We start from the raw sequence: 18,603 nt of genomic DNA, 5'->3' as shown, positions 1-18,603 counted from the left end.
CGAAAGGTTTGTCATGCGCATTCTGAAAGCTTTCCTTGCAGATGCCCGTGGCGCGACCGCCGTCGAATACGGTCTCCTGGCCGCCCTGATTTCAGTGGCCCTTATCGGTGGGCTGACGACCTTCGGCAACAGCCTGCAAGACACTTTCAATACCGTGAGCAACAATCTCGATAGTGACTAAGCGCCGAACTGGAAGCTCTACTTCCACTCACTGTTTCAGCTTGTGCTCTTCCACGCGCAAAGCATCGGCAAGCCGCGCTTTCGCCGAGCCTGGCTGCAACGGCTTCTGCTGGCTTTCATGCGGCGCCCATCCTGAAACATAAATGATCGAGAACATCGCTCTGATACGCCCGTCTGGATCGGAATAGCGCTCGGCATAGATTTCCGCCGCGCGGAGGAAGAATGCGCGGGTGGGCGGCTTGCGGCTGCGGGCCGCGAGGGGATTGGCCATGCCCATAGCGCGCAGGTCTTTCATCAACGGGAAGATGGAGTCGTAGCGGACCGTATAGACCTCGGCGTCGATTACCGGCAGCGCGAAGCCGGCGCGCTGGAGGAGGCCGCCGACGTCGCGGACGTCGGCGAACGGGATCACGCGTGGGCTGGCGCCGCCGGTCATCTCCGCTTCCGTTGCAAGCAGAACGTCCCGAAGCTCCTGAAGAGTACCGGCTCCTGGGATTGCCGCAAGAAACAGGCCGTCGGGCCTGAGGGCGCGGCGTATCTGGATGAAGACGCCGGGCGTGTCGTTGGTGAGATGCAAACAGAGCGGCGCAAGAATGAGATTGGCTGATTGCGGTTCGATCGGCACGTCCTCAAGCGGCGCCGTGACCAGCACGTCGTTAGGCGCGGCAAATACCTGCTCTGCCTCGACCCGGGTCATCGCACCGATCTTGCCCGTTGCAATTGCTGCCCGCGCCGCTGCTCCTGTCATCCCATGCAGCTCCACGGCGGTGTCGAAATGGCGTTCGACGACGGCCAGCCGGTCGGCAAGTTCCGCGGCAGCAATATCCAGAAGGAAGGCAGCTTTCGGATCCGCGTTTTTCAGCGCGCGACGGCGGTTTGCGGCGATCGCGGTCCGGTCGAAGATCATATCCATACGGATGTCCATAATCCTGCGAGCGAAGGGCGGCAAGGCGGATTTTCCTTTCTTGCCGAAAGCGCTAGTCTTCGCCAATGGGGCTCATCAATTTTCAAACGGCCGGGGGCCTGCTGGGGGCAATCGCCCCACGCAACAGGTTGGGCTCGGCGCAACGGCGCGCGAGGACAATGTGCGCGGTGCGTTCGCGATCGCCAAGGGCCGGAAAAACGGTGTTTTCGGCAAGGGCATCGTCGTATAGACGACGTCGATACGAGCGGTGCTAACCTCCGTGCGGCAACCCGCACGCTTCGGCGGGCGGGCGGGCGCCGTGGGCATCACGGTTTTAACCTTTGCAAGCGCTTTCGCAGAACCTATATGACAAAGGAAAACTGGCATCCATTTGGAGACCATATATGGCACCTGTCACCATCTATACGCGGCAGTTCTGCGGCTATTGCACCCGCGCCAAGTCCCTCCTCGAAGAGAAGGGGATCGATTATGTCGAACACGACGCGACCTTTTCGCCAGACCTCCGCCAAGAGATGCTTGGCAAGTCAAACGGCAGGACGACCTTCCCGCAGATCTTCGTTGGCGCGCAGCATGTCGGCGGATGCGATGATCTTTATGCACTGGAACGGGCCGGCAGGCTCGATCCCATGCTGGTAGCCCAAAGGGGGGACCGATGACGTTCAAGGCCGCTGCCGTTCAGATGTGTTCCGGTGTCGATCCGGCAAGGAATGCCGCCTCTATGATGCACTTGGTGCGTGAAGCAGCAGCCCAAGGCGCGATCTATGTGCAGACGCCGGAAATGACCGGCATGCTGCAGCGCGACAAGATTTCCGCGAAAGCGGTGCTGCGCGACGAGACCGACGATATTATCGTCAGGACGGCATCCGCGCTTGCTGCTGAACTTGGCATCTACTTGCATGTAGGCTCGACGGCGATCGCCCTCGATGACGGCAAGATCGCCAATCGCGGCTTTCTCTTCGGCCCAGATGGCAAAATCCTGAATCGCTACGACAAGATCCACATGTTCGATGTCGATCTCGATCACGGTGAAAGCTGGCGGGAAAGTGCTGCCTATCGTCCGGGTTCGGAGGCGCGCGTCCTGTCGCTGCCCTTCGCGGAAATGGGCTTTACGATATGCTACGATGTCCGGTTTCCTGCGCTTTTCCGCGCCCAGGCGATTGCAGGGGCGGAAGTCATGACTGTGCCTGCCGCGTTCACGAGGCAGACGGGTGAGGCGCATTGGGAAATCCTGCTTCGCGCCCGCGCCATCGAAAACGGGGTCTTCGTCATTGCCGCGGCCCAGGCTGGAGTCCATGAGGACGGCCGCGAGACATACGGCCATTCGATGATCATCGATCCCTGGGGTAAGGTGCTGGCGTCGGCCGGCGGTACGGGCGAGGTGGTGATTGTCGCGGATATCGATCGAACGGCGGTCAAGGCCGCGCATGACAAGATTCCGAATCTGAAAAACGGGCGCGAATTCTCGATCGAAAAAATCTCGGGGGCTGTCGCAGGAGGCGTCGCCGCTTGATCCGTTATTCCCTCAGTTGCGAGAATGCCCACGAATTCGAAGCCTGGTTTTCCGGAAGTGCCGATTTCGACCGGCAGGTCGCGTCCGGTTACCTCACTTGTCCGGTCTGCAATTCCACGTCCATCTCGAAAACACTGATGGCGCCGTCCGTCTCGACCGCCCGCAAGAAGGACGAGATGAAGACGCTGGCTATGGATACGGCGCGGCGCGAGGCCTTCGAAAAGCTGAAGGCGGCCGTCGCTCACATCAAGGCGAACGCCGAAGATGTCGGCGCGCAGTTTCCCGAAGAAGCCCGCAAGATTCACTACGGCGAGGCGGATGCTCGCGGCATCATGGGACAAGCCACGATCGACGAGGCCCAGGCACTGCTTGAGGAAGGCATCGAAATTGCCGCGCTTCCGGTCCTGCCGGAAGATGTGAACTGATCGCTATTTGGGTCGCTTCGCCAGCAGCATGTAGTTCACGTCCATATCCTTGGATAGGCTCCACTGGTTCGCCAGCGGATTGAAGAAGACGCCGGTGCGCTCGATGATCGTCATGCCATTGGCGGTGAGCGGCTTTTCCAGCTCGTCAGGGCGGACCAGCTTTTCATACTGATGCGTGCCGCGCGGCAGCCAGCGCAGGATGTTCTCGGCGGCGAAGATCGCGAGTGCGGCGGCCTTCATCGTGCGGTTGATGGTGGCGACGAACATCAGCCCGCCGGGCCGCACCATCCTCGCGCAGGTCGTCATGAAGAAATCGACGTTGGCGACATGTTCGACGACTTCCATATTCAGGACGATATCGAAGGTCTCTCCTGCTTCCGCAAGCTGTTCGGCGGTGACCGCGCGGTAATCGACTGTGACGCCAGACGCTTGCGCGTGTGTCGAGGCAATGCCGATGTTCTTCTCCGAGGGATCGGCACCGACAACCGTTGCGCCCATGCGGGCGACGGGTTCCGAGAGCAGGCCGCCGCCGCAGCCGATGTCGAGCACGCGCAGGCCCTCCAGCGGCCGCGGGCCTTTCCTGTCGCGGCTGAAGTTTTCGGCAGCCTTGTCGCGGATATAAGTGAGCCGCACCGGGTTGAACTTGTGCAGCGGCCTGAACTTGCCGGTTGGGCTCCACCACTCCGCCGCCATCGCGGAAAAGCGGTCTACCTCGCTCTGGTCGATCGTGCTTTTTGCCGCGTCGCTCATGACCCTGCTCCTTGCGTTCGTCGTGAGTGAAGTCGGACGATCGGCAGCATAAGTCAAGAGGCCGGCAAACGTGGAACGGCAAGACGCGCTTCGAGTGCAGCGCCTATCGCCAACACATGCTCATCGGCAAAGCGACGTCCGACGATCTGCAGCCCGACCGGCATGCCATTTGCAGCGGGACCGACCGGCAGTGAAAGCGCGGGCAGTTGCGGCAACATGTTGAAAGGGCAGGTCATGTCGAGCCCGGCGAAACGGCCGTCTGCGCCGGTGCCGACATAGTCATCGTCGCATTCGCTGGCGAGCGGCGCGGTGATCGCGCAGGTGGGGCAGAGCAGCGCGTCGTAGCTCTCGAACAGCTTTGCCATATCGCGCCACATTGCTGTGCGTAGCAGTTCGACGCGCTTGTAGGCGGTGGCATTCATCGACAAGCCGCGCTCGATCATCGCTACAACGGCGGGGTCCATTTTCTCCCGGTATTCGGCGATCGTCTCGCCGAAGAAGCCAGACATGAAAACGCACCAGAGATCGAACCATTCGTCGTTGACCGAGCGCGTCCAATGCATCGGGACTTCATCGACGATGGCGCCGGCTCGGCGCAGTTCTTCGACCGCGGCCCGTATCGCCTGTTCGACTTCGGGTTGGATGCGGTAATAACCGAGGTCCATTGAGAGTGCGAAACGCTTGTCTTCCAACTGGCCGTCTCGTGCCGCATGTGACACGAAACCGATCGGCAGCGAGGTGATGTCCTCATCGCTCGGACCGCAGGCCGCTTCCATGAAGGCGATGGCATCGTCCACCGTGCGGGCCAGCGGCCCGAAATGCGAGATATTGTCGAAGACGCTTGGCAGGATCGTCATCGGAATTCGTCCGAGGCTTGGCTTGAGACCGACCGTGCCGCAGAACGCGGATGGAATGCGTACGGAGCCGCCCATGTCCGTACCTTCTGCGAAGGGCACGACGCCGGTCGCGACTGCCACGGCTGAGCCGCCAGAGGAGCCACCGGAGGTATGCTCCGGATTCCATGGGTTGCGGGTCACACCCCAACGCGGGCTCGCGGTGAAGCTCGCAAAGGCAAACTCCGGCGTCGTCGTCTTTCCCATCAGAATGGCACCTGCGGCTTGCAAGCGGCGGATGCAGAGTGCTGTTTCGGCGGGCACCCAATCGCCCTTTGTCCAGGAGCCCAACGTTGTCAGATCGCCTACTGTCGGCGTTAGATCTTTGGCTGCAAACGGTACACCGTGCAGCGGGCCGGTCGCTTCGCCGCCGACGATCGAGCGATCCGCCTCTCGGGCCGTTTCGAGCGCCTGCTCCTCGCGGATAATGGTGAATGGGTTCAGCGTCTCGCACACCGCCTTGGCGCGGCGGATCGATTCCGCCACGACGCTTTCGGAGGTGAACCGGCCCTGGCGGATGCCGGTTGCGATCGCGGCCGCGGGAAGGTCCAACGGGTGCGGCATGTCGGTTTCCAGTGGCTTGCTCATCGTGTCTTCTGCCAGCGTGAAGGAGTGCTTGCTGTCTTATGCGGCTTTTCGATCACCAGGACTACTAATGAATTCCGTTTCGAGATGCCCGGATTGCCGTTGTCGGTCCTTTAATTCGGCATTGCGTATTGGATTCTTGAATTTCGGAAACTCGCTGCGTCGAGTGACGTTATCTCGCTGGGACGGGCGGTGTCCCTGTGGATGAGGCTGCGCCGATGACGAACAAAGGGACTGGCAGCGATCATTTGCCCGACGGCATCAGGGACCATCGGGCCTTTCAGCGGCGTGTCTGGATTGTTCAGCGCGCCGCCTGGTTTGTCTTCGGCATCGTTCTCATAAGCTGCCTCTTCGGCGCTCTGGGAAAGGGCGGATATCTTTCCCGCGCCCTGATGGAGACGCCACAAGGAACAGTCGACTACCCAGCCATTTCGCGATGGAATGCGCCGGACGAGATTCATATTCGGTTCGGACCCGGCGATGCTGATCGCGTCTTCATAGCCGATGCGGCGTTCCTGAAGGGCTTCTTCGTCGAGGGTATCGATCCGCCTCCAAAGGCGGTGACGCCAAAAGCCGGCTTGATCCATTATCAGTTTCCCGGGAACCCGGGCCTACCAGTCGATGTCAGGTTCCGCCTCCACACCCAGTCGCCGGGCTTTCATCGCATTCATCTCGGTATCGGCGATCACGTTTCGGCACTGCTTGTCTTGATCCTTCCGTGAGGAGAACTCGATATGGAAAGCGTTATTCGTGGCCTCGCCATCTATTTTGTCCTCCTTGTCATCATACGCCTCTCGGGCCGTCGGACGCTCGCGCAGATGACACCGTTCGATCTCGTGATTCTGTTGGTGATCTCCGAGACGACACAGCAGGCGATGCTCGGCGACGATTTTTCGATAACCAATGCGATAGTGCTGATCCTGACCCTGTTTCTCGCGGATATCCTGCTCTCCTACCTCAAGAGCTGGTCGCCGCTTGCGGGTAAGGTCATCGACGGCGTTCCGACCATTCTGATTACGAATGGGGTTGCAGACCAGGAGGCCTTGCGCGGCTGCAGGCTGCAGATCGAAGATGTGCTCGAGGCCGCGCGTAATCAACAGGGTGTCGAAAGCGTCAAGGACATCCGCTTCGCTATCCTCGAGGTGAGCGGCGCCATCAGCATCATCAAAAATCAATGAGTGCCGAGCCGCGTTCGAAGGCCAGCTTACGGAATCGCAAAGATGCTGATTTCGTGGGCGATGCCGCGAAGCGTGACTTTTTGCGACATCGGATTGAGGCCGCGATCCGTCAGAAGGCTGAAGGCGCGCGGGTCGCCCAGCACCGAGCCGGTTGCGAAGATTTCGCGCGATGTGGCCAGATGCTGGACGCGCGAGGCGATGTTCACCGTCTGCCCGAAGTAATCCTGCCGTTCGTTCAGACTCACGGCGATGCATGGTCCTTCGTGGATGCCGATCTTCAGAAGCAGATCGTCACTGCCGCGTTCCTGGTTGAGCTTGCGCATCGCCTCGCGCATCCGCATGGCTGCGACGACGGCGCGGTCGGGGGTCGGGAAGGTGGCCATCACCGCGTCGCCAATCGTTTTCACAACAGCGCCCGCTTCCGCACCGACGATGTCGTTGAGAATGCTGAAATGCGTTTTCACGAGGTCGAATGCTGCTAGGTCGCCTACCCTTTCGTAAAGTTCGGTCGAGCCCCGCAGATCGGTGAAGAGGAAGGTCAGGCTGGTGATCTTCAACCGCTGATCCACTTCTATCGTGTCGGTGCGATAGATGTCGCGGAAGGTCTGGTTGGAGAGCAGGCGCTTGGCAGTCAGGAACGGGCGGCGGCGGCCGAGCAAACCATGCAGGGCCTCGTTCGCTATGCAAACAGACGGCAAGGTGCGAACCTCGGTATGGTTCTCCACCGAAATACGCACCGGACCGGGCCTCAGCTCGAGGGGCTCGCTATGCCGGTGCGCGCGATCGAACACCAGCGAGAGACTCTGCCGCTCTTTGGTTGGTTCGCCTTTGATATCCAGGAACTGCGCCGCGTGGGTGACCGGTTCGAAGATGATGACGAAATCCGCAGGGAGCTGCAGGGAAATGACGGCTTTCTCGCCGGGCGGCAGCTCAAGGCACTCAAGGATGAATTCATCGACCTTTGCCCCAAAATCCTCTTCCGGCAGGTCGACCCCTGAACTCCAGTATATCTGACGGAAATATTCCAATGGCGGCAGTTCGTGCGGATTGTGGGCGGCAATGCGGCGCACGCGCGGGCTGACGGTGAAGGTGACTTCGACCATCTCGTCCAGTGTCGGCTCGTAGCCCGCCGCACAGAGTGCACAGCTGTATTCGTCGCTCTGGACCGTCCTCAGCGAGGTATTGGCGTCGAGCACCCCGCCACAGCCGGGACACAGCACGTTCCATGATAGGTCGAATATGCCGAGGCGGGAGGCGTGCAGGAAGGCGTTGACCACCTGCTCCTCGCCGAGGGTTTCGCTGGCTGCGAAAGCAAGCGCATTGACACGGCAAAGCTTGCGGTCGGGGGCGTCACGGACGAGCCGCTCGATAGCGTCGACGATTTCGGGCTGCGCAGACTGGCGCAACTGTGCGAATAAAGACTGAGCTTCACCCATGACAAACACCTTACACCGAATCCGATGCGCGATCAGCGGATTTTCTCGAAGTGGCTGAGATTGTCCCGCGGGTCTTTCCGTTTCAATTGAAGGCCACCTTGTCACCCACCTTCAAACTCGCTAAGAGACGCCGCAACTTGGGCCCTTGGGTGCAAGGCTTTAGAAGGGTTCCAGAGACTCCCGATCCGGGCCCTTCGGCCATGCTGTTTTCAGGGCTTCGTCATGCCGGGTCTGGCTTTCGTCTCTCCCGGCGTTTGCTGTGGTAGAGGCTTATGGCACGCATCGTAATGAAATTCGGCGGGACATCCGTCGCTGATCTGGACCGCATCAAGAACGTTGCCCGCCATGTGAAACGTGAAGTCGATGCCGGCCACGAAGTGGCTGTGGTCGTATCGGCGATGTCCGGCAAGACCAACGAACTAGTCGGCTGGGTGCAGGGGGCGCCGAAAGTGGTCGGTGCCAACTCGCCTTTCTACGATGCGCGCGAGTATGACGCGGTCGTCGCCTCCGGCGAACAGGTGACCTCCGGGCTGCTCTCGATCGCTCTGCAGGCCATGGACATCAATGCGCGCTCCTGGCAGGGCTGGCAGATCCCGATCCGCACGGACAATGCGCATGGCGCTGCCCGCATCCTCGAAATCGACGGCGCCGACATCATCAAGCGCATGGGCGAGGGCCAGGTCGCCGTCATCGCCGGTTTCCAGGGTCTTGGGCCGGACAACCGGATCGCGACGCTTGGCCGCGGCGGCTCAGATACTTCGGCGGTGGCGATCGCGGCTGCTGTCAAAGCCGATCGCTGCGATATCTATACCGATGTCGACGGCGTCTATACGACCGATCCGCGCATCGTGCCGCAGGCGCGCCGCTTGAAGAAGATCGCCTTCGAGGAAATGCTCGAAATGGCCTCGCTCGGCGCCAAGGTGCTGCAGGTCCGCTCGGTCGAGCTTGCCATGGTACACAAGGTCCGTACCTTTGTGCGCTCCTCTTTCGAAGATCCCGATGCTCCGGGCATGGGTGATCTGTTGAATCCGCCCGGAACGCTGATTTGTGACGAGGATGAAATCGTGGAACAGGAAGTAGTCACCGGCATCGCCTATGCCAAGGATGAAGCTCAGATATCGCTTCGCCGTCTAGCCGACCGACCGGGCGTTTCCGCCGCGATCTTCGGGCCGCTGGCCGAGAGCCATATCAACGTCGACATGATCGTTCAGAACATCTCTGAGGACGGCTCGAAGACCGACATGACCTTCACCGTACCTTCGGGCGACGTCGAGAAGGCGATCAAGGTGCTCGGCGAGAACAAGGAAAAGATCGGCTACGATGTCGTGCAGAACGAATCGGGTCTCGTGAAAGTGTCGGTCATCGGCATCGGCATGCGTTCGCATGCCGGCGTTGCGGCCACCGCATTCAAGGCTCTTGCCGAGAAGGGGATCAACATCAAGGCGATCACGACGTCGGAAATCAAGATTTCCATCCTGATCGACGGCCCTTATGCGGAACTCGCTGTCAGGACTTTGCATTCCTGCTACGGTCTGGATAAGAACTGATTCCCAGCAGCCTGCCGCGCGTGTAAGTTGAGAAGTCGCGCGGCGCCTGCCGGGTTACTGTACTTTTGTTATTGGAGCTTGAGACGCCATGAGAGACCTATCCGGCGGTCCGCGCGTACTGCTCAAGCGGCTGCGCGAATTGATGGCGGAGCCGCTGGAGCCGCAGGAGCGTCTCGACAGGATCGTTCGGCAGATCGCCAGCAACATGGTGGCGGAGGTCTGCTCCGTCTACGTGCTGCGCTCGGATGGCGTTCTCGAGCTCTATGCGACCGAAGGTCTGAAGAAAGAGGCTGTCCACCTCTCGCAGCTGAAGATGGGGCAAGGTCTCGTTGGTACGATCGCTGCTTCGGCGCAGCCGCTCAACCTTTCCGACGCACAGTCTCACCCTGCTTTCCGTTATCTTCCGGAAACGGGCGAAGAAATCTACCATTCCTTCCTCGGTGTGCCGATCCTTCGCACCGGCCGTTCGCTCGGCGTTCTCGTCGTGCAGAACAAGGCGAGTCGCACCTACCGCGAGGAAGAGCTGGAAGCGCTGGAAACGACGGCGATGGTGCTCGCCGAGATGATCGCCACCGGCGAGCTTAAGCAGATCACCAAGCCTGGCCTCGAACTCGACCTGACGCGTTCGGTCACGATCAATGGCGATACCTATAACGAAGGCATCGGGCTCGGCTATGTCGTGCTGCACGAGCCGCGCATCGTCGTCACCAATCTTCTCAATGAAGATTCGGAGAAGGAAATCCGCAGGCTGGCGGAGGCAATGGGGTCGCTTCGGATTTCGATCGACGACTTGCTGTCGAGCCGCGACGTGTCGATGGAGGGCGAACATCGTGAGGTTCTGGAAACCTACCGCATGTTCGCGCATGACCAGGGCTGGGTACGCAAACTCGAAGAGGCGATCCGCAACGGCCTGACGGCGGAAGCTGCGGTCGAAAAAGTCCAGAGCGACACCAAGGCGCGCATGATACGCCTGACGGATCCTTATCTCCGCGAGCGTATGCATGACTTCGAAGACTTAGCGAACCGCCTTTTGCGGCAACTGACCGGCTATAGCGGCCACACATCGGGTGATGGTTTCCCAAACGATGCGATCATCCTCGCGCGCGCCATGGGCGCTGCCGAACTGCTCGACTACCCGCGCGCAAATGTGCGCGGCTTGGTGCTCGAGGAGGGTGCCGTCACCAGCCACGTCGTCATCGTCGCCCGGGCCATGGGCATTCCGGTGATCGGCCAGGCGGCGGGCGTTGTGGCGCTTGCCGAAAACGGCGATGCCGTGATCATCGATGGCGACGGCGGCCATGTGCATCTGAGGCCAATGCCGGAGCATCAGAGGTCTTACGAGGAAAAAGTCAGGTTCCGCGCGCGCCGACAGGAGCAGTTCCGGGCGCTGCGCTCCGTCGAGCCGCTGACGAAGGACGGGCAGCGGATTTCGCTGCTGATGAATGCCGGGCTTCTGGTCGATCTGCCGCAGCTTGCGGAATCGGGTGCCGAGGGCATTGGCCTCTTCCGCACCGAGTTGCAGTTCATGATCGCTTCCACGCTGCCGAAGGCCGACGAGCAAGAAACCTTCTATCGCAATGTGCTGAAGCAGGCGGCCGGCCGCGTCGTTACCTTCCGCACGCTCGATATCGGCGGCGACAAGGTTGTGCCCTATTTCCGCGGCCACGAGGAGGAGAATCCGGCGCTCGGTTGGCGCGCCATTCGCCTGTCGCTCGACCGGCCGGGGCTCTTGCGCACGCAGCTTCGCGCCATGCTGAAGGCGGCGGCCGGTACCGAGCTGAAGCTCATGGTGCCGATGGTGACCGAGGTTTCCGAGATCGCCGCCGTTCGCGAACTCCTTCAGAAGGAAGTGCAGCACCTTTCCCGCTTCGGCCACGGCCTGCCGCGCAAGCTGCAGTTCGGTGCGATGCTGGAGGTGCCGGCGCTTCTCTGGCAACTCGACGAACTGATGGCGGCGGTCGATTTCGTCTCGGTCGGTTCAAACGATCTCTTCCAGTTTGCTATGGCGGTCGATCGCGGCAATGCGCGCGTTTCCGACCGTTTCGATACACTGGGCAAGCCGTTTCTCAGGCTCTTGCGCGACATCGTGCGAGCCGGCGAGCGCAACAACACGCCGGTGACATTGTGCGGTGAGCTTGCCGGAAAGTCGATCTCGGCGATGGCGCTGATCGGCATCGGGTTCCGCTCTGTATCGATGTCTCCGGCCTCGATCGGGCCTGTGAAGGCTATGCTCCTCGGCCTCGACGCAGCGGCTCTGGCAAAGGTCATGAACGACGCGCTGGACGATATCCACGCGACGACCCCGATACGCGAGGTGCTTGCCCACTTCGCCGAGACCCACAATATTCCCCTTTAGCGAACTATAAGAAGAATCGGAGTCAAGGGTGGCAAAGCTTCCCGTTGAAAAGATGCGCGAGCTGGAACGCCGCTTCGGCGAAATCGAAGCGCGCATGTCGGCTGGTCCATCGGCAGACGTCTACGTGAAGCTTGCCTCCGAATACTCCGAGCTTCAGCCTGTCGTCACGAAGATCCGCGCCTATGAAAAGGCTGAAGCCGAACGTTCCGATCTCGAAGCGTTGCTCGAGGATAAGTCCGTCGACCGCGAGATGCGCGATCTCGCGGAGCAGGAATTGCCGGAGGTGAAGGAGCGCATCGAGGCGCTGGAGCAGGAAATCCAAATCCTGCTGCTACCGAAGGATGCCGCAGACGAAAAGAGCGCGATCCTTGAAATCCGCGCAGGTACGGGAGGCTCGGAAGCCGCACTGTTTGCAGGCGACCTTTTCCGCATGTATGAACGTTTCGCTGCGGCGAACGGCTGGAAGGTCGAGATGCTTTCCGCAAGCGAGGGCGAAGCCGGCGGTTACAAGGAAATCATCGCCACGATCACGGGCAAGGGTGTCTTCGCCAAGCTGAAGTTCGAGTCCGGCGTGCATCGCGTGCAGCGCGTGCCGGAAACGGAAGCGGGCGGCCGCATCCATACGTCGGCAGCAACGGTTGCCGTGCTGCCGGAAGCCGAAGAAATCGACATCGAAATCCGGCCGGAGGACATCCGTATCGATACGATGCGATCATCCGGCGCGGGCGGCCAGCACGTCAACACCACGGATTCGGCGGTGCGTATCACGCATCTGCCGACGGGCATCGTCGTCACCAGTTCGGAAAAATCGCAGCACCAGAACCGGGCCAAGGCAATGCAGGTCCTACGTTCTCGGCTCTATGATGCCGAACGGCAAAGGGCCGATAGTGAACGTTCTGCCGATCGCAGGAGCCAGGTCGGATCCGGCGATCGCTCGGAGCGGATACGAACCTACAATTTTCCGCAGGGACGCATTACCGATCATCGAATCAACCTGACGCTCTACAAGCTGGACCGGATGATGGAAGGCGAGATCGATGAAGTGGTGAATGCCCTGCTTTCCGATTATCAGGCAAGCCAACTGGCGCAACTTGGCGAGCAGCAATGACCGGAGCGCGGCCGACGGTTTCCAAAGTTCTCGCGGAAGTCCGCCGCCGCTTCACGGAAGCCGGTATCGCCGATGCCGCAACAGATGCAAGATTGCTCGTTGCCGGATTGCTGAAGCTCTCACCGACCGAAATGCTATCACGTAGTAATGAGCCTCTTGCTGCGGATAAGGAGGCGCTGATACAGGCGGCTGTGGAACGGCGGCTAGCGCATGAGCCGGTCCACCGCATTCTTGGCGAACGGGAATTTTACGGTTTGCCGCTTTCGCTTTCCGCCGAGACGCTGGAGCCGCGGCCGGACACGGAAATTCTCGTCGATGCGGTACTTCCTTATTTAAGAACCCTTGCAAAGACTGAGGAGCATCTCCATATCCTTGACCTAGGAACCGGAACCGGGGCGATATGCCTTGCGCTGTTGCGCGAATGTCCGGAAGCGTCGGGTATCGGAAGCGACGTATCGGTAGATGCCCTTAGGACGGCTGAATCGAACGCTGCAAGAAACGGATTGAAAGAACGGTTTGAGACTGTGCAATCCAGCTGGTTTCAGAACATTCACGGCACGTTTCACGCAATCGTCTCAAATCCGCCCTATATTGCTTCCAATGTCATTGACAATCTCGCTCCTGAAGTGACGAAATTTGATCCGGCGGCAGCTCTGGATGGTGGCCCGGATGGGCTTGACGCATACAAAGCAATAGCCAAGGATGCTGCGAGGTTCGTGCAGCCAAACGGCGTCATAGGACTGGAAATCGGCTACGACCAGCGGAATGATGTGACGGCGGTCTTCGAGGCGGCGGGCTTCAGATGTGTCGAATCCGTAAAGGATTATGGCCAGAACGACCGGGTGCTGGTGTTCGCACTCAGCGCCTGAGCGACAAATTGAAGCATTGAACAGGACATTACTGCGATTGCGAAGAAAAGGCTTGGATTTCCCGGGGAAGCGATATAGGTTGCCCTCACGCGTTGGGCAGTCAGGAAGGAACGTCGATTCGTTCGGTACTTGGTCGGCCTCGGGGGTCCATTCTTTTAAACGAGAGTTTCAAAGGTTGAACACGACCCAATGCGTGAATCAGTCAATATGACTTGAGAACAAGCGGCAGGTCGGCGCGAAGGCGCATTATGCTTGCGGCACGAAGGCCCTGAGCCGGTTTACCGGCCACGGCGGTTGGTGCCATCACTCCACACAAACACAGAATTCAGGTGAACGATCTATGAGGCCAGGACAGCAGAACAAGCGCGGTCGAGGGCGTGGCAGTAACAATAACGGCGGCGGAAATAACAACAACAATTTCAACCGCAAGGGTGGCAATCCGCTGACGCGGACCTACGACAGCTCCGGCCCAGACGTGAAGATCCGCGGTACGGCCCAGCATATTGCGGAAAAGTACTCGCAGCTTGCCCGCGATGCCCAGAGCTCCGGTGACCGCGTCATAGCCGAGAACTACCTACAGCACGCAGAGCACTATTACCGCATCATTGCGGCTGCCCAGACGCAGATGCAGGAACGTTTCCAGCGCGACGATCGGAACGAATATGCCGACCGCGAAGGTGGCGAGCGCGATGGCGATGAACTGGATTCTGCAGACAGTGATGATGCCGTCGTCGTTCAGCCGCCGCGCGAGCAAGATCGTCGCGAACAACGTGCAGGAGATCGTCGCGAACACCGCGCAGAAGCTCCGACTTCCCTACCGGCCCCGGCTCAGGAAACCAACGACGGAACCGGCCCCCAGCCGGACATCGAAGGCATTCCCGCCGAAGTCTCCATGGAGGAAGAAGGCGGCCAGCAGCAGGAGCGTCAACCGCGCCGCCGCAACGCCAGCAACCGTCCGCGCCGCCCCCGCCGCGCTGAAGGCGAGGGCGAAGCTTCCGCCGAAACACCGGCTTTGGCCGAAGCGGCTACCGAATAAGGCCGCCGTCTCCAGCTCACACGAAAATTGTTACGACAGAGCCGGCGAGCACGATTGCCATCACAATATTCAAGGCGCGCGCAATGCGCGCGTCTTGAAGCAGTTTCTGCAGCAATGCGCCCGCCATCAACCAGGCGAGACCACTCGGGAAGGCTGCTACAAAAAATAGAACTGCGAAGGTTGCGGCCAAGCCGAAAGCGCTCCCTGGAGATGCGCTGGAGTAGGCGGCAACCCCACTGACGGCGATCAGCCAGCCCTTCGGATTCATCCATTGAAAGGCCGCAGCTTGCAGAAACCCCACGGCTTTCGCGTCACCTTTCACCTGCGCCACGTCCGCCATCGCGATCTTCCAGGCTAGCCAAAACAAAAAGGCAGCGCCGATCAGATTCATGATCGTCAGCGTAAGTGGATAAAGCAGAAACAGTTGCGCAAGGCCGAGGCCTGCACAGAAGAATAGCGACGACATTCCCAAGGTAGCGCCGAGCACGCAGGGCAGGCCGCGTGTCAAACCCACGAGCGAGCCGGTGGCCATGATCATGACGTTGCTGGGGCCTGGTGTGATGGCGCCAACAATCGAGAAGGTCAGAAATGCAATAATTTGCTCGGCGGTCATCGCAGGCCCGCTGTTTTGGAAGCTGCTATAGGCATACCAGCAGCACTACAATCGGGTCTTGAACGTTTGTGCCGTCAGGCCGCGCCGCGCGTTCGCAGAGAATTCTTCGGCGCGGGTTTCATGGTTCCAGGCTCTTTAAACTCGCGAAAATCCATCCCATATTCTTCCTCGAATGCTTCGTTCATTTTCCAAAAAGGATGAAGCGACGGCTCGCCTTTTGAGGGAGCTCAATCTCAATCATCGGTCTGTGCCTTATACGGGCAGGGCGATCCATGGAGGTAGAATATGAATATCGAAAAGTATTCCGAGCGGGTACGGGGTTTTGTTCAGTCCGCCCAGACCTATGCCTTGGCACAGGGTCATCAGCAATTCACGCCGGAACATGTGCTCAAGGTCCTGCTTGACGACGATCAAGGTATGGCCGCTTCGCTGATCGAACGCGCCGGCGGCGATGCCAAGGCCGCGCGGCTTGCAAACGATGCAGCGCTTGCAAAGCTGCCGAGGATTTCCGGCGGCAACGGCAACATCTATCTCGCCCAGCCGCTCGCCAGAGTTTTTTCTACGGCTGAAGAGGCCGCCAAGAAAGCCGGCGACAGCTTTGTCACCGTCGAGCGGTTGCTGCAGGCCTTGGCGATCGAGACTTCCGCTTCAACCTCAGCGACGCTGAAGAACGCTGGCGTGACGGCGCAGAGCCTCAATCAGGTGATCAACGACATTCGAAAAGGGCGCACGGCCGACTCCGCCAATGCGGAACAAGGCTTCGATTCCCTGAAGAAATACGCCCGCGATCTGACTGGCGAGGCCCGCGAGGGGAAGCTCGATCCGGTGATCGGCCGCGACGACGAGATACGGCGCACCATCCAGGTCCTCTCCCGCCGCACCAAGAACAACCCGGTGCTCATCGGTGAGCCCGGTGTCGGCAAGACGGCAATCGTTGAGGGCCTGGCGCTGCGCATCGTCAACGGCGACGTGCCGGAGTCGCTCAAGGACAAGAAGCTGATGGCGCTCGACATGGGCGCGCTGATTGCGGGTGCAAAGTATCGCGGCGAATTCGAAGAGCGGCTGAAAGCCGTGCTCAACGAGGTGCAATCGGAGAACGGCGAGATCATTCTCTTCATCGACGAAATGCACACCCTGGTCGGTGCCGGCAAGGCGGACGGGGCGATGGATGCCTCCAACCTGCTGAAACCTGCGCTTGCCCGCGGCGAGCTGCATTGCGTCGGCGCAACCACGCTCGACGAATATCGCAAACATGTCGAGAAGGACGCGGCGCTTGCTCGACGCTTCCAGCCCGTCATGGTCGAGGAGCCGACGGTCGAGGACACGATTTCGATCCTGCGCGGCCTCAAGGAAAAATACGAGCAGCACCACAAGGTCCGCATTTCGGACTCGTCGCTGGTGGCGGCGGCGACGCTGTCGAACCGCTACATCACCGACCGGTTCCTGCCCGACAAGGCGATCGACCTGATGGACGAGGCGGCCGCGCGGTTGCGCATGCAGGTGGATTCGAAGCCCGAAGAGCTCGACGAGTTCGACCGCCGCATCATGCAGCTGAAAATCGAGCGTGAGGCGCTGAAGAAGGAAACGGATGCGGCTTCCGCCGACCGTCTGACGCGGCTCGATGCCGAACTGACGGACCTAGAGGAGAAAGCCAACGCGCTGACGGCCCGTTGGCAATCGGAAAAGCAGAAGCTCGGCCTTGCCGCCGATCTCAAGAAGAAGCTCGACGACGCCCGCAACGAACTGGCAATCGCCCAGCGCAAGGGTGAATTCCAGCGCGCCGGCGAATTGACCTATGGCGTTATTCCGGAGCTTGAGAAGCAATTGGCCGATGCGGAAAGCCAGGATGGCGACCGCAGCGCGATGGTGCAGGAGGTCGTGACCCCGGACAATATCGCCCAGGTCGTTTCCCGCTGGACCGGCATTCCGGTCGACAAGATGCTGGAAGGTGAACGCGAGAAGCTGCTCAGGATGGAAGACGAACTGGCGACTTCAGTCATAGGCCAGGGCGATGCGGTGCAAGCCGTGTCGCGTGCCGTTCGCCGCGCGCGCGCCGGGCTCCAGGACCCGAACCGGCCGATCGGCTCGTTCATCTTCTTGGGTCCCACCGGCGTCGGCAAGACGGAGCTTACCAAGGCGCTCGCCCGCTTCCTCTTCGATGACGAGACGGCGATGGTGCGCATGGACATGTCGGAATACATGGAAAAGCACTCCGTGGCCCGGCTGATCGGCGCCCCTCCCGGCTATGTCGGCTACGAGGAAGGCGGCGCATTGACGGAAGCCGTCCGCCGCCGGCCCTATCAGGTGGTGCTCTTCGACGAGATCGAGAAGGCGCATCACGACGTCTTCAACATCCTGCTGCAGGTTCTGGATGACGGACGGCTGACGGACGGCCAGGGCCGCACGGTCGACTTCCGCAATACGATGATCATCATGACCTCGAACCTCGGTGCCGAATACCTCATCCAACTGGGCGAGGACCAGGACAGCCACACGGTTCGCGAACAGGTGATGGACGTCGTGCGCGTCAATTTCCGGCCGGAATTCCTGAACCGCATCGATGAAATCATCCTCTTCCATCGCCTGAAGCGCGATGAGATGGGCGCAATCGTCGATATCCAGCTCAAACGGCTTGTGGCACTGCTGGCCGAGCGCAAGATCGCGATCAAGCTCGACGACGATGCCCGTAATTGGCTTGCCAACAAAGGTTACGATCCGGCCTATGGCGCGCGGCCGTTGAAGCGGGTGATCCAGAAATATGTCCAGGATCCGCTCGCAGAGCAGATTCTCTCCGGCCAGGTGCCGGACGGATCGACGGTGAAGGTCACCAGCGGTTCCGACCGCTTGCTGTTCCGCCTGCGTAGTTCCGCCGTTAGCGAAGCAGCGTAAAGCCCGGCACCCGGAAGGGGAATGGCGGCTCCGGCCGCCATTTTTGTTTGGCCTACTTGCTGGCGACCTGGTCGACCGGCTGGTTGTTCAGAAGTGTATCGATGCGCTTGCGCTCGTCCTGGAATTTCGCCAGTGCTTCGCCGTTGAGCGACTTGCCGCCCGGCAGGCGGATGCGGAGCGGATCGACCTTGGTGCCGTTGACGATCATCTCGTAGTGCAGATGCGGTCCGGTGGATTCGCCGGTGGTGCCGACCCAGCCGATCACCTGGCCCTGACGAACCTTGGATCCGGGCACAATGCCTT

Annotated in this window: 18 protein-coding genes and 1 pseudogene (1 of these 19 only partly in view); 13 read left to right on the top strand and 6 right to left on the bottom strand. The window is 60.4% G+C overall.

The features are described from left to right. The first annotated feature begins 13 nt into the window (after positions 1 to 13). The gene (locus N2599_RS16005) at positions 14 to 181 is read left to right on the top strand and encodes a Flp family type IVb pilin (protein WP_084606586.1); all 168 of its coding nucleotides are present in this window, start codon (positions 14 to 16) and stop codon (positions 179 to 181) included. A gap of 27 nt (positions 182 to 208) precedes the next feature. Here N2599_RS16005 and N2599_RS16000 read toward each other — a convergent pair whose 3' ends face one another. Continuing rightward, positions 209 to 1,093 (bottom strand): class I SAM-dependent methyltransferase, encoded by an 885-nt coding sequence (locus tag N2599_RS16000; RefSeq protein ID WP_027512304.1) that lies wholly within the window; start codon positions 1,091 to 1,093, stop codon positions 209 to 211. Positions 1,094 to 1,217: 124 nt separating this feature from the next. On the opposite strand from N2599_RS16000, the pseudogene N2599_RS15995 reads away from it, so the two are divergent. The 4 genes and pseudogenes from N2599_RS15995 to N2599_RS15980 all read left to right on the top strand — a co-directional run. After that, positions 1,218 to 1,454: pseudogene (locus N2599_RS15995) on the top strand (ComF family protein); the annotation flags it as partial. Positions 1,455 to 1,488: 34 nt separating this feature from the next. After that, the gene (gene grxC / locus N2599_RS15990) at positions 1,489 to 1,761 is read left to right on the top strand and encodes a glutaredoxin 3 (RefSeq protein ID WP_027512302.1); all 273 of its coding nucleotides are present in this window, start codon (positions 1,489 to 1,491) and stop codon (positions 1,759 to 1,761) included. Then, positions 1,758 to 2,615, top strand: coding sequence for a carbon-nitrogen hydrolase family protein (locus N2599_RS15985; protein WP_027512301.1), 858 nt, complete (start codon positions 1,758 to 1,760; stop codon positions 2,613 to 2,615). Before grxC ends, N2599_RS15985 begins: the two co-directional genes overlap by 4 nt. Continuing rightward, on the top strand, positions 2,612 to 3,040 hold the full coding sequence (locus N2599_RS15980; RefSeq protein ID WP_027512300.1) for a DUF1178 family protein: 429 nt from the start codon (positions 2,612 to 2,614) through the stop codon (positions 3,038 to 3,040). The genes N2599_RS15985 and N2599_RS15980 overlap by 4 nt, the downstream gene beginning before the upstream one ends. Before the next feature lie 3 nt (positions 3,041 to 3,043). On the opposite strand, the gene ubiG is transcribed toward N2599_RS15980, so the two are convergent. Continuing rightward, positions 3,044 to 3,790 carry a bifunctional 2-polyprenyl-6-hydroxyphenol methylase/3-demethylubiquinol 3-O-methyltransferase UbiG gene (gene ubiG, locus N2599_RS15975; RefSeq protein WP_027512299.1) on the bottom strand — a complete coding sequence of 249 codons (747 nt, stop codon included), beginning with the start codon at positions 3,788 to 3,790 and terminating at the stop codon, positions 3,044 to 3,046. A 53-nt stretch (positions 3,791 to 3,843) separates the two neighbouring features. After that, on the bottom strand, positions 3,844 to 5,271 hold the full coding sequence (locus N2599_RS15970; RefSeq protein ID WP_027512298.1) for an amidase: 1,428 nt from the start codon (positions 5,269 to 5,271) through the stop codon (positions 3,844 to 3,846). A gap of 215 nt (positions 5,272 to 5,486) precedes the next feature. Here N2599_RS15970 and N2599_RS15965 point away from each other — a divergent pair, with 215 nt between their 5' ends. Both N2599_RS15965 and N2599_RS15960 read left to right on the top strand, forming a co-directional pair. After that, the gene (locus tag N2599_RS15965; RefSeq protein WP_051336736.1) at positions 5,487 to 5,990 is read left to right on the top strand and encodes a hypothetical protein; all 504 of its coding nucleotides are present in this window, start codon (positions 5,487 to 5,489) and stop codon (positions 5,988 to 5,990) included. A gap of 12 nt (positions 5,991 to 6,002) precedes the next feature. Then, positions 6,003 to 6,446, top strand: a complete 444-nt coding sequence (locus tag N2599_RS15960) for a DUF421 domain-containing protein (protein WP_027512297.1) — start codon at positions 6,003 to 6,005, stop codon at positions 6,444 to 6,446. Between the two features lie 26 nt (positions 6,447 to 6,472). Here the strand turns inward: N2599_RS15960 and N2599_RS15955 are convergent, their stop codons facing one another. After that, the gene (locus tag N2599_RS15955; RefSeq protein ID WP_027512296.1) at positions 6,473 to 7,882 is read right to left on the bottom strand and encodes an adenylate/guanylate cyclase domain-containing protein; all 1,410 of its coding nucleotides are present in this window, start codon (positions 7,880 to 7,882) and stop codon (positions 6,473 to 6,475) included. A 272-nt stretch (positions 7,883 to 8,154) separates the two neighbouring features. Here N2599_RS15955 and N2599_RS15950 point away from each other — a divergent pair, with 272 nt between their 5' ends. From N2599_RS15950 to N2599_RS15930, 5 genes are all read left to right on the top strand, one after another. Next, positions 8,155 to 9,429, top strand: coding sequence for an aspartate kinase (locus N2599_RS15950; RefSeq protein WP_027512295.1), 1,275 nt, complete (start codon positions 8,155 to 8,157; stop codon positions 9,427 to 9,429). Between the two features lie 88 nt (positions 9,430 to 9,517). After that, on the top strand, positions 9,518 to 11,785 hold the full coding sequence (ptsP, locus tag N2599_RS15945) for a phosphoenolpyruvate--protein phosphotransferase (RefSeq protein WP_027512294.1): 2,268 nt from the start codon (positions 9,518 to 9,520) through the stop codon (positions 11,783 to 11,785). Between the two features lie 28 nt (positions 11,786 to 11,813). After that, positions 11,814 to 12,893, top strand: coding sequence for a peptide chain release factor 1 (gene prfA / locus N2599_RS15940; protein ID WP_027512293.1), 1,080 nt, complete (start codon positions 11,814 to 11,816; stop codon positions 12,891 to 12,893). Beyond that, positions 12,890 to 13,762, top strand: coding sequence for a peptide chain release factor N(5)-glutamine methyltransferase (gene prmC, locus N2599_RS15935; RefSeq protein ID WP_027512292.1), 873 nt, complete (start codon positions 12,890 to 12,892; stop codon positions 13,760 to 13,762). The genes prfA and prmC overlap by 4 nt, the downstream gene beginning before the upstream one ends. A gap of 340 nt (positions 13,763 to 14,102) precedes the next feature. Beyond that, positions 14,103 to 14,798 (top strand): DUF4167 domain-containing protein, encoded by a 696-nt coding sequence (locus tag N2599_RS15930; protein ID WP_027512291.1) that lies wholly within the window; start codon positions 14,103 to 14,105, stop codon positions 14,796 to 14,798. Between the two features lie 16 nt (positions 14,799 to 14,814). Here N2599_RS15930 and N2599_RS15925 read toward each other — a convergent pair whose 3' ends face one another. Then, complete coding sequence (locus tag N2599_RS15925; protein WP_027512290.1) at positions 14,815 to 15,411, bottom strand: LysE family translocator; 597 nt, start codon at positions 15,409 to 15,411, stop codon at positions 14,815 to 14,817. Between the two features lie 285 nt (positions 15,412 to 15,696). Here N2599_RS15925 and clpB point away from each other — a divergent pair, with 285 nt between their 5' ends. After that, complete coding sequence (gene clpB / locus N2599_RS15920) at positions 15,697 to 18,300, top strand: ATP-dependent chaperone ClpB (RefSeq protein WP_027512289.1); 2,604 nt, start codon at positions 15,697 to 15,699, stop codon at positions 18,298 to 18,300. Positions 18,301 to 18,352: 52 nt separating this feature from the next. Here the strand turns inward: clpB and N2599_RS15915 are convergent, their stop codons facing one another. Beyond that, positions 18,353 to 18,603, bottom strand: the end of a protein-coding gene (locus N2599_RS15915; RefSeq protein WP_027512288.1) for a M23 family metallopeptidase. It continues 1,681 nt past the right edge of the window; 251 of the gene's 1,932 nt are visible here — the last part of the coding sequence; its start codon lies beyond the right edge, outside the window — the gene reads right to left on this strand; its stop codon occupies positions 18,353 to 18,355.

This window comes from Rhizobium sullae (genome assembly GCF_025200715.1).
GTDB lineage: Bacteria > Pseudomonadota > Alphaproteobacteria > Rhizobiales > Rhizobiaceae > Rhizobium > Rhizobium sullae.
This window is presented reverse-complemented; position numbering and strand designations above follow the sequence as displayed.

Bases quoted from the DNA above. Each gene is read 5' to 3' on its own strand.
- ptsP (WP_027512294.1), top strand. From the start codon at position 9,518: ATGAGAGACCTATCCGGCGGTCCGCGCGTACTGCTCAAGCGGCTGCGC.
- N2599_RS15955 (WP_027512296.1), bottom strand. From the start codon at position 7,882: ATGGGTGAAGCTCAGTCTTTATTCGCACAGTTGCGCCAGTCTGCGCAG.
- N2599_RS16000 (WP_027512304.1), bottom strand. From the start codon at position 1,093: ATGGATATGATCTTCGACCGGACCGCGATCGCCGCAAACCGCCGTCGC.
- clpB (WP_027512289.1), top strand. From the start codon at position 15,697: ATGAATATCGAAAAGTATTCCGAGCGGGTACGGGGTTTTGTTCAGTCC.
- prmC (WP_027512292.1), top strand. From the start codon at position 12,890: ATGACCGGAGCGCGGCCGACGGTTTCCAAAGTTCTCGCGGAAGTCCGC.
- N2599_RS15930 (WP_027512291.1), top strand. From the start codon at position 14,103: ATGAGGCCAGGACAGCAGAACAAGCGCGGTCGAGGGCGTGGCAGTAAC.
- N2599_RS16005 (WP_084606586.1), top strand. From the start codon at position 14: ATGCGCATTCTGAAAGCTTTCCTTGCAGATGCCCGTGGCGCGACCGCC.
- N2599_RS15960 (WP_027512297.1), top strand. From the start codon at position 6,003: ATGGAAAGCGTTATTCGTGGCCTCGCCATCTATTTTGTCCTCCTTGTC.
- grxC (WP_027512302.1), top strand. From the start codon at position 1,489: ATGGCACCTGTCACCATCTATACGCGGCAGTTCTGCGGCTATTGCACC.
- N2599_RS15950 (WP_027512295.1), top strand. From the start codon at position 8,155: ATGGCACGCATCGTAATGAAATTCGGCGGGACATCCGTCGCTGATCTG.
- N2599_RS15965 (WP_051336736.1), top strand. From the start codon at position 5,487: ATGACGAACAAAGGGACTGGCAGCGATCATTTGCCCGACGGCATCAGG.
- N2599_RS15985 (WP_027512301.1), top strand. From the start codon at position 1,758: ATGACGTTCAAGGCCGCTGCCGTTCAGATGTGTTCCGGTGTCGATCCG.
- N2599_RS15925 (WP_027512290.1), bottom strand. From the start codon at position 15,411: ATGACCGCCGAGCAAATTATTGCATTTCTGACCTTCTCGATTGTTGGC.
- N2599_RS15970 (WP_027512298.1), bottom strand. From the start codon at position 5,271: ATGAGCAAGCCACTGGAAACCGACATGCCGCACCCGTTGGACCTTCCC.
- ubiG (WP_027512299.1), bottom strand. From the start codon at position 3,790: ATGAGCGACGCGGCAAAAAGCACGATCGACCAGAGCGAGGTAGACCGC.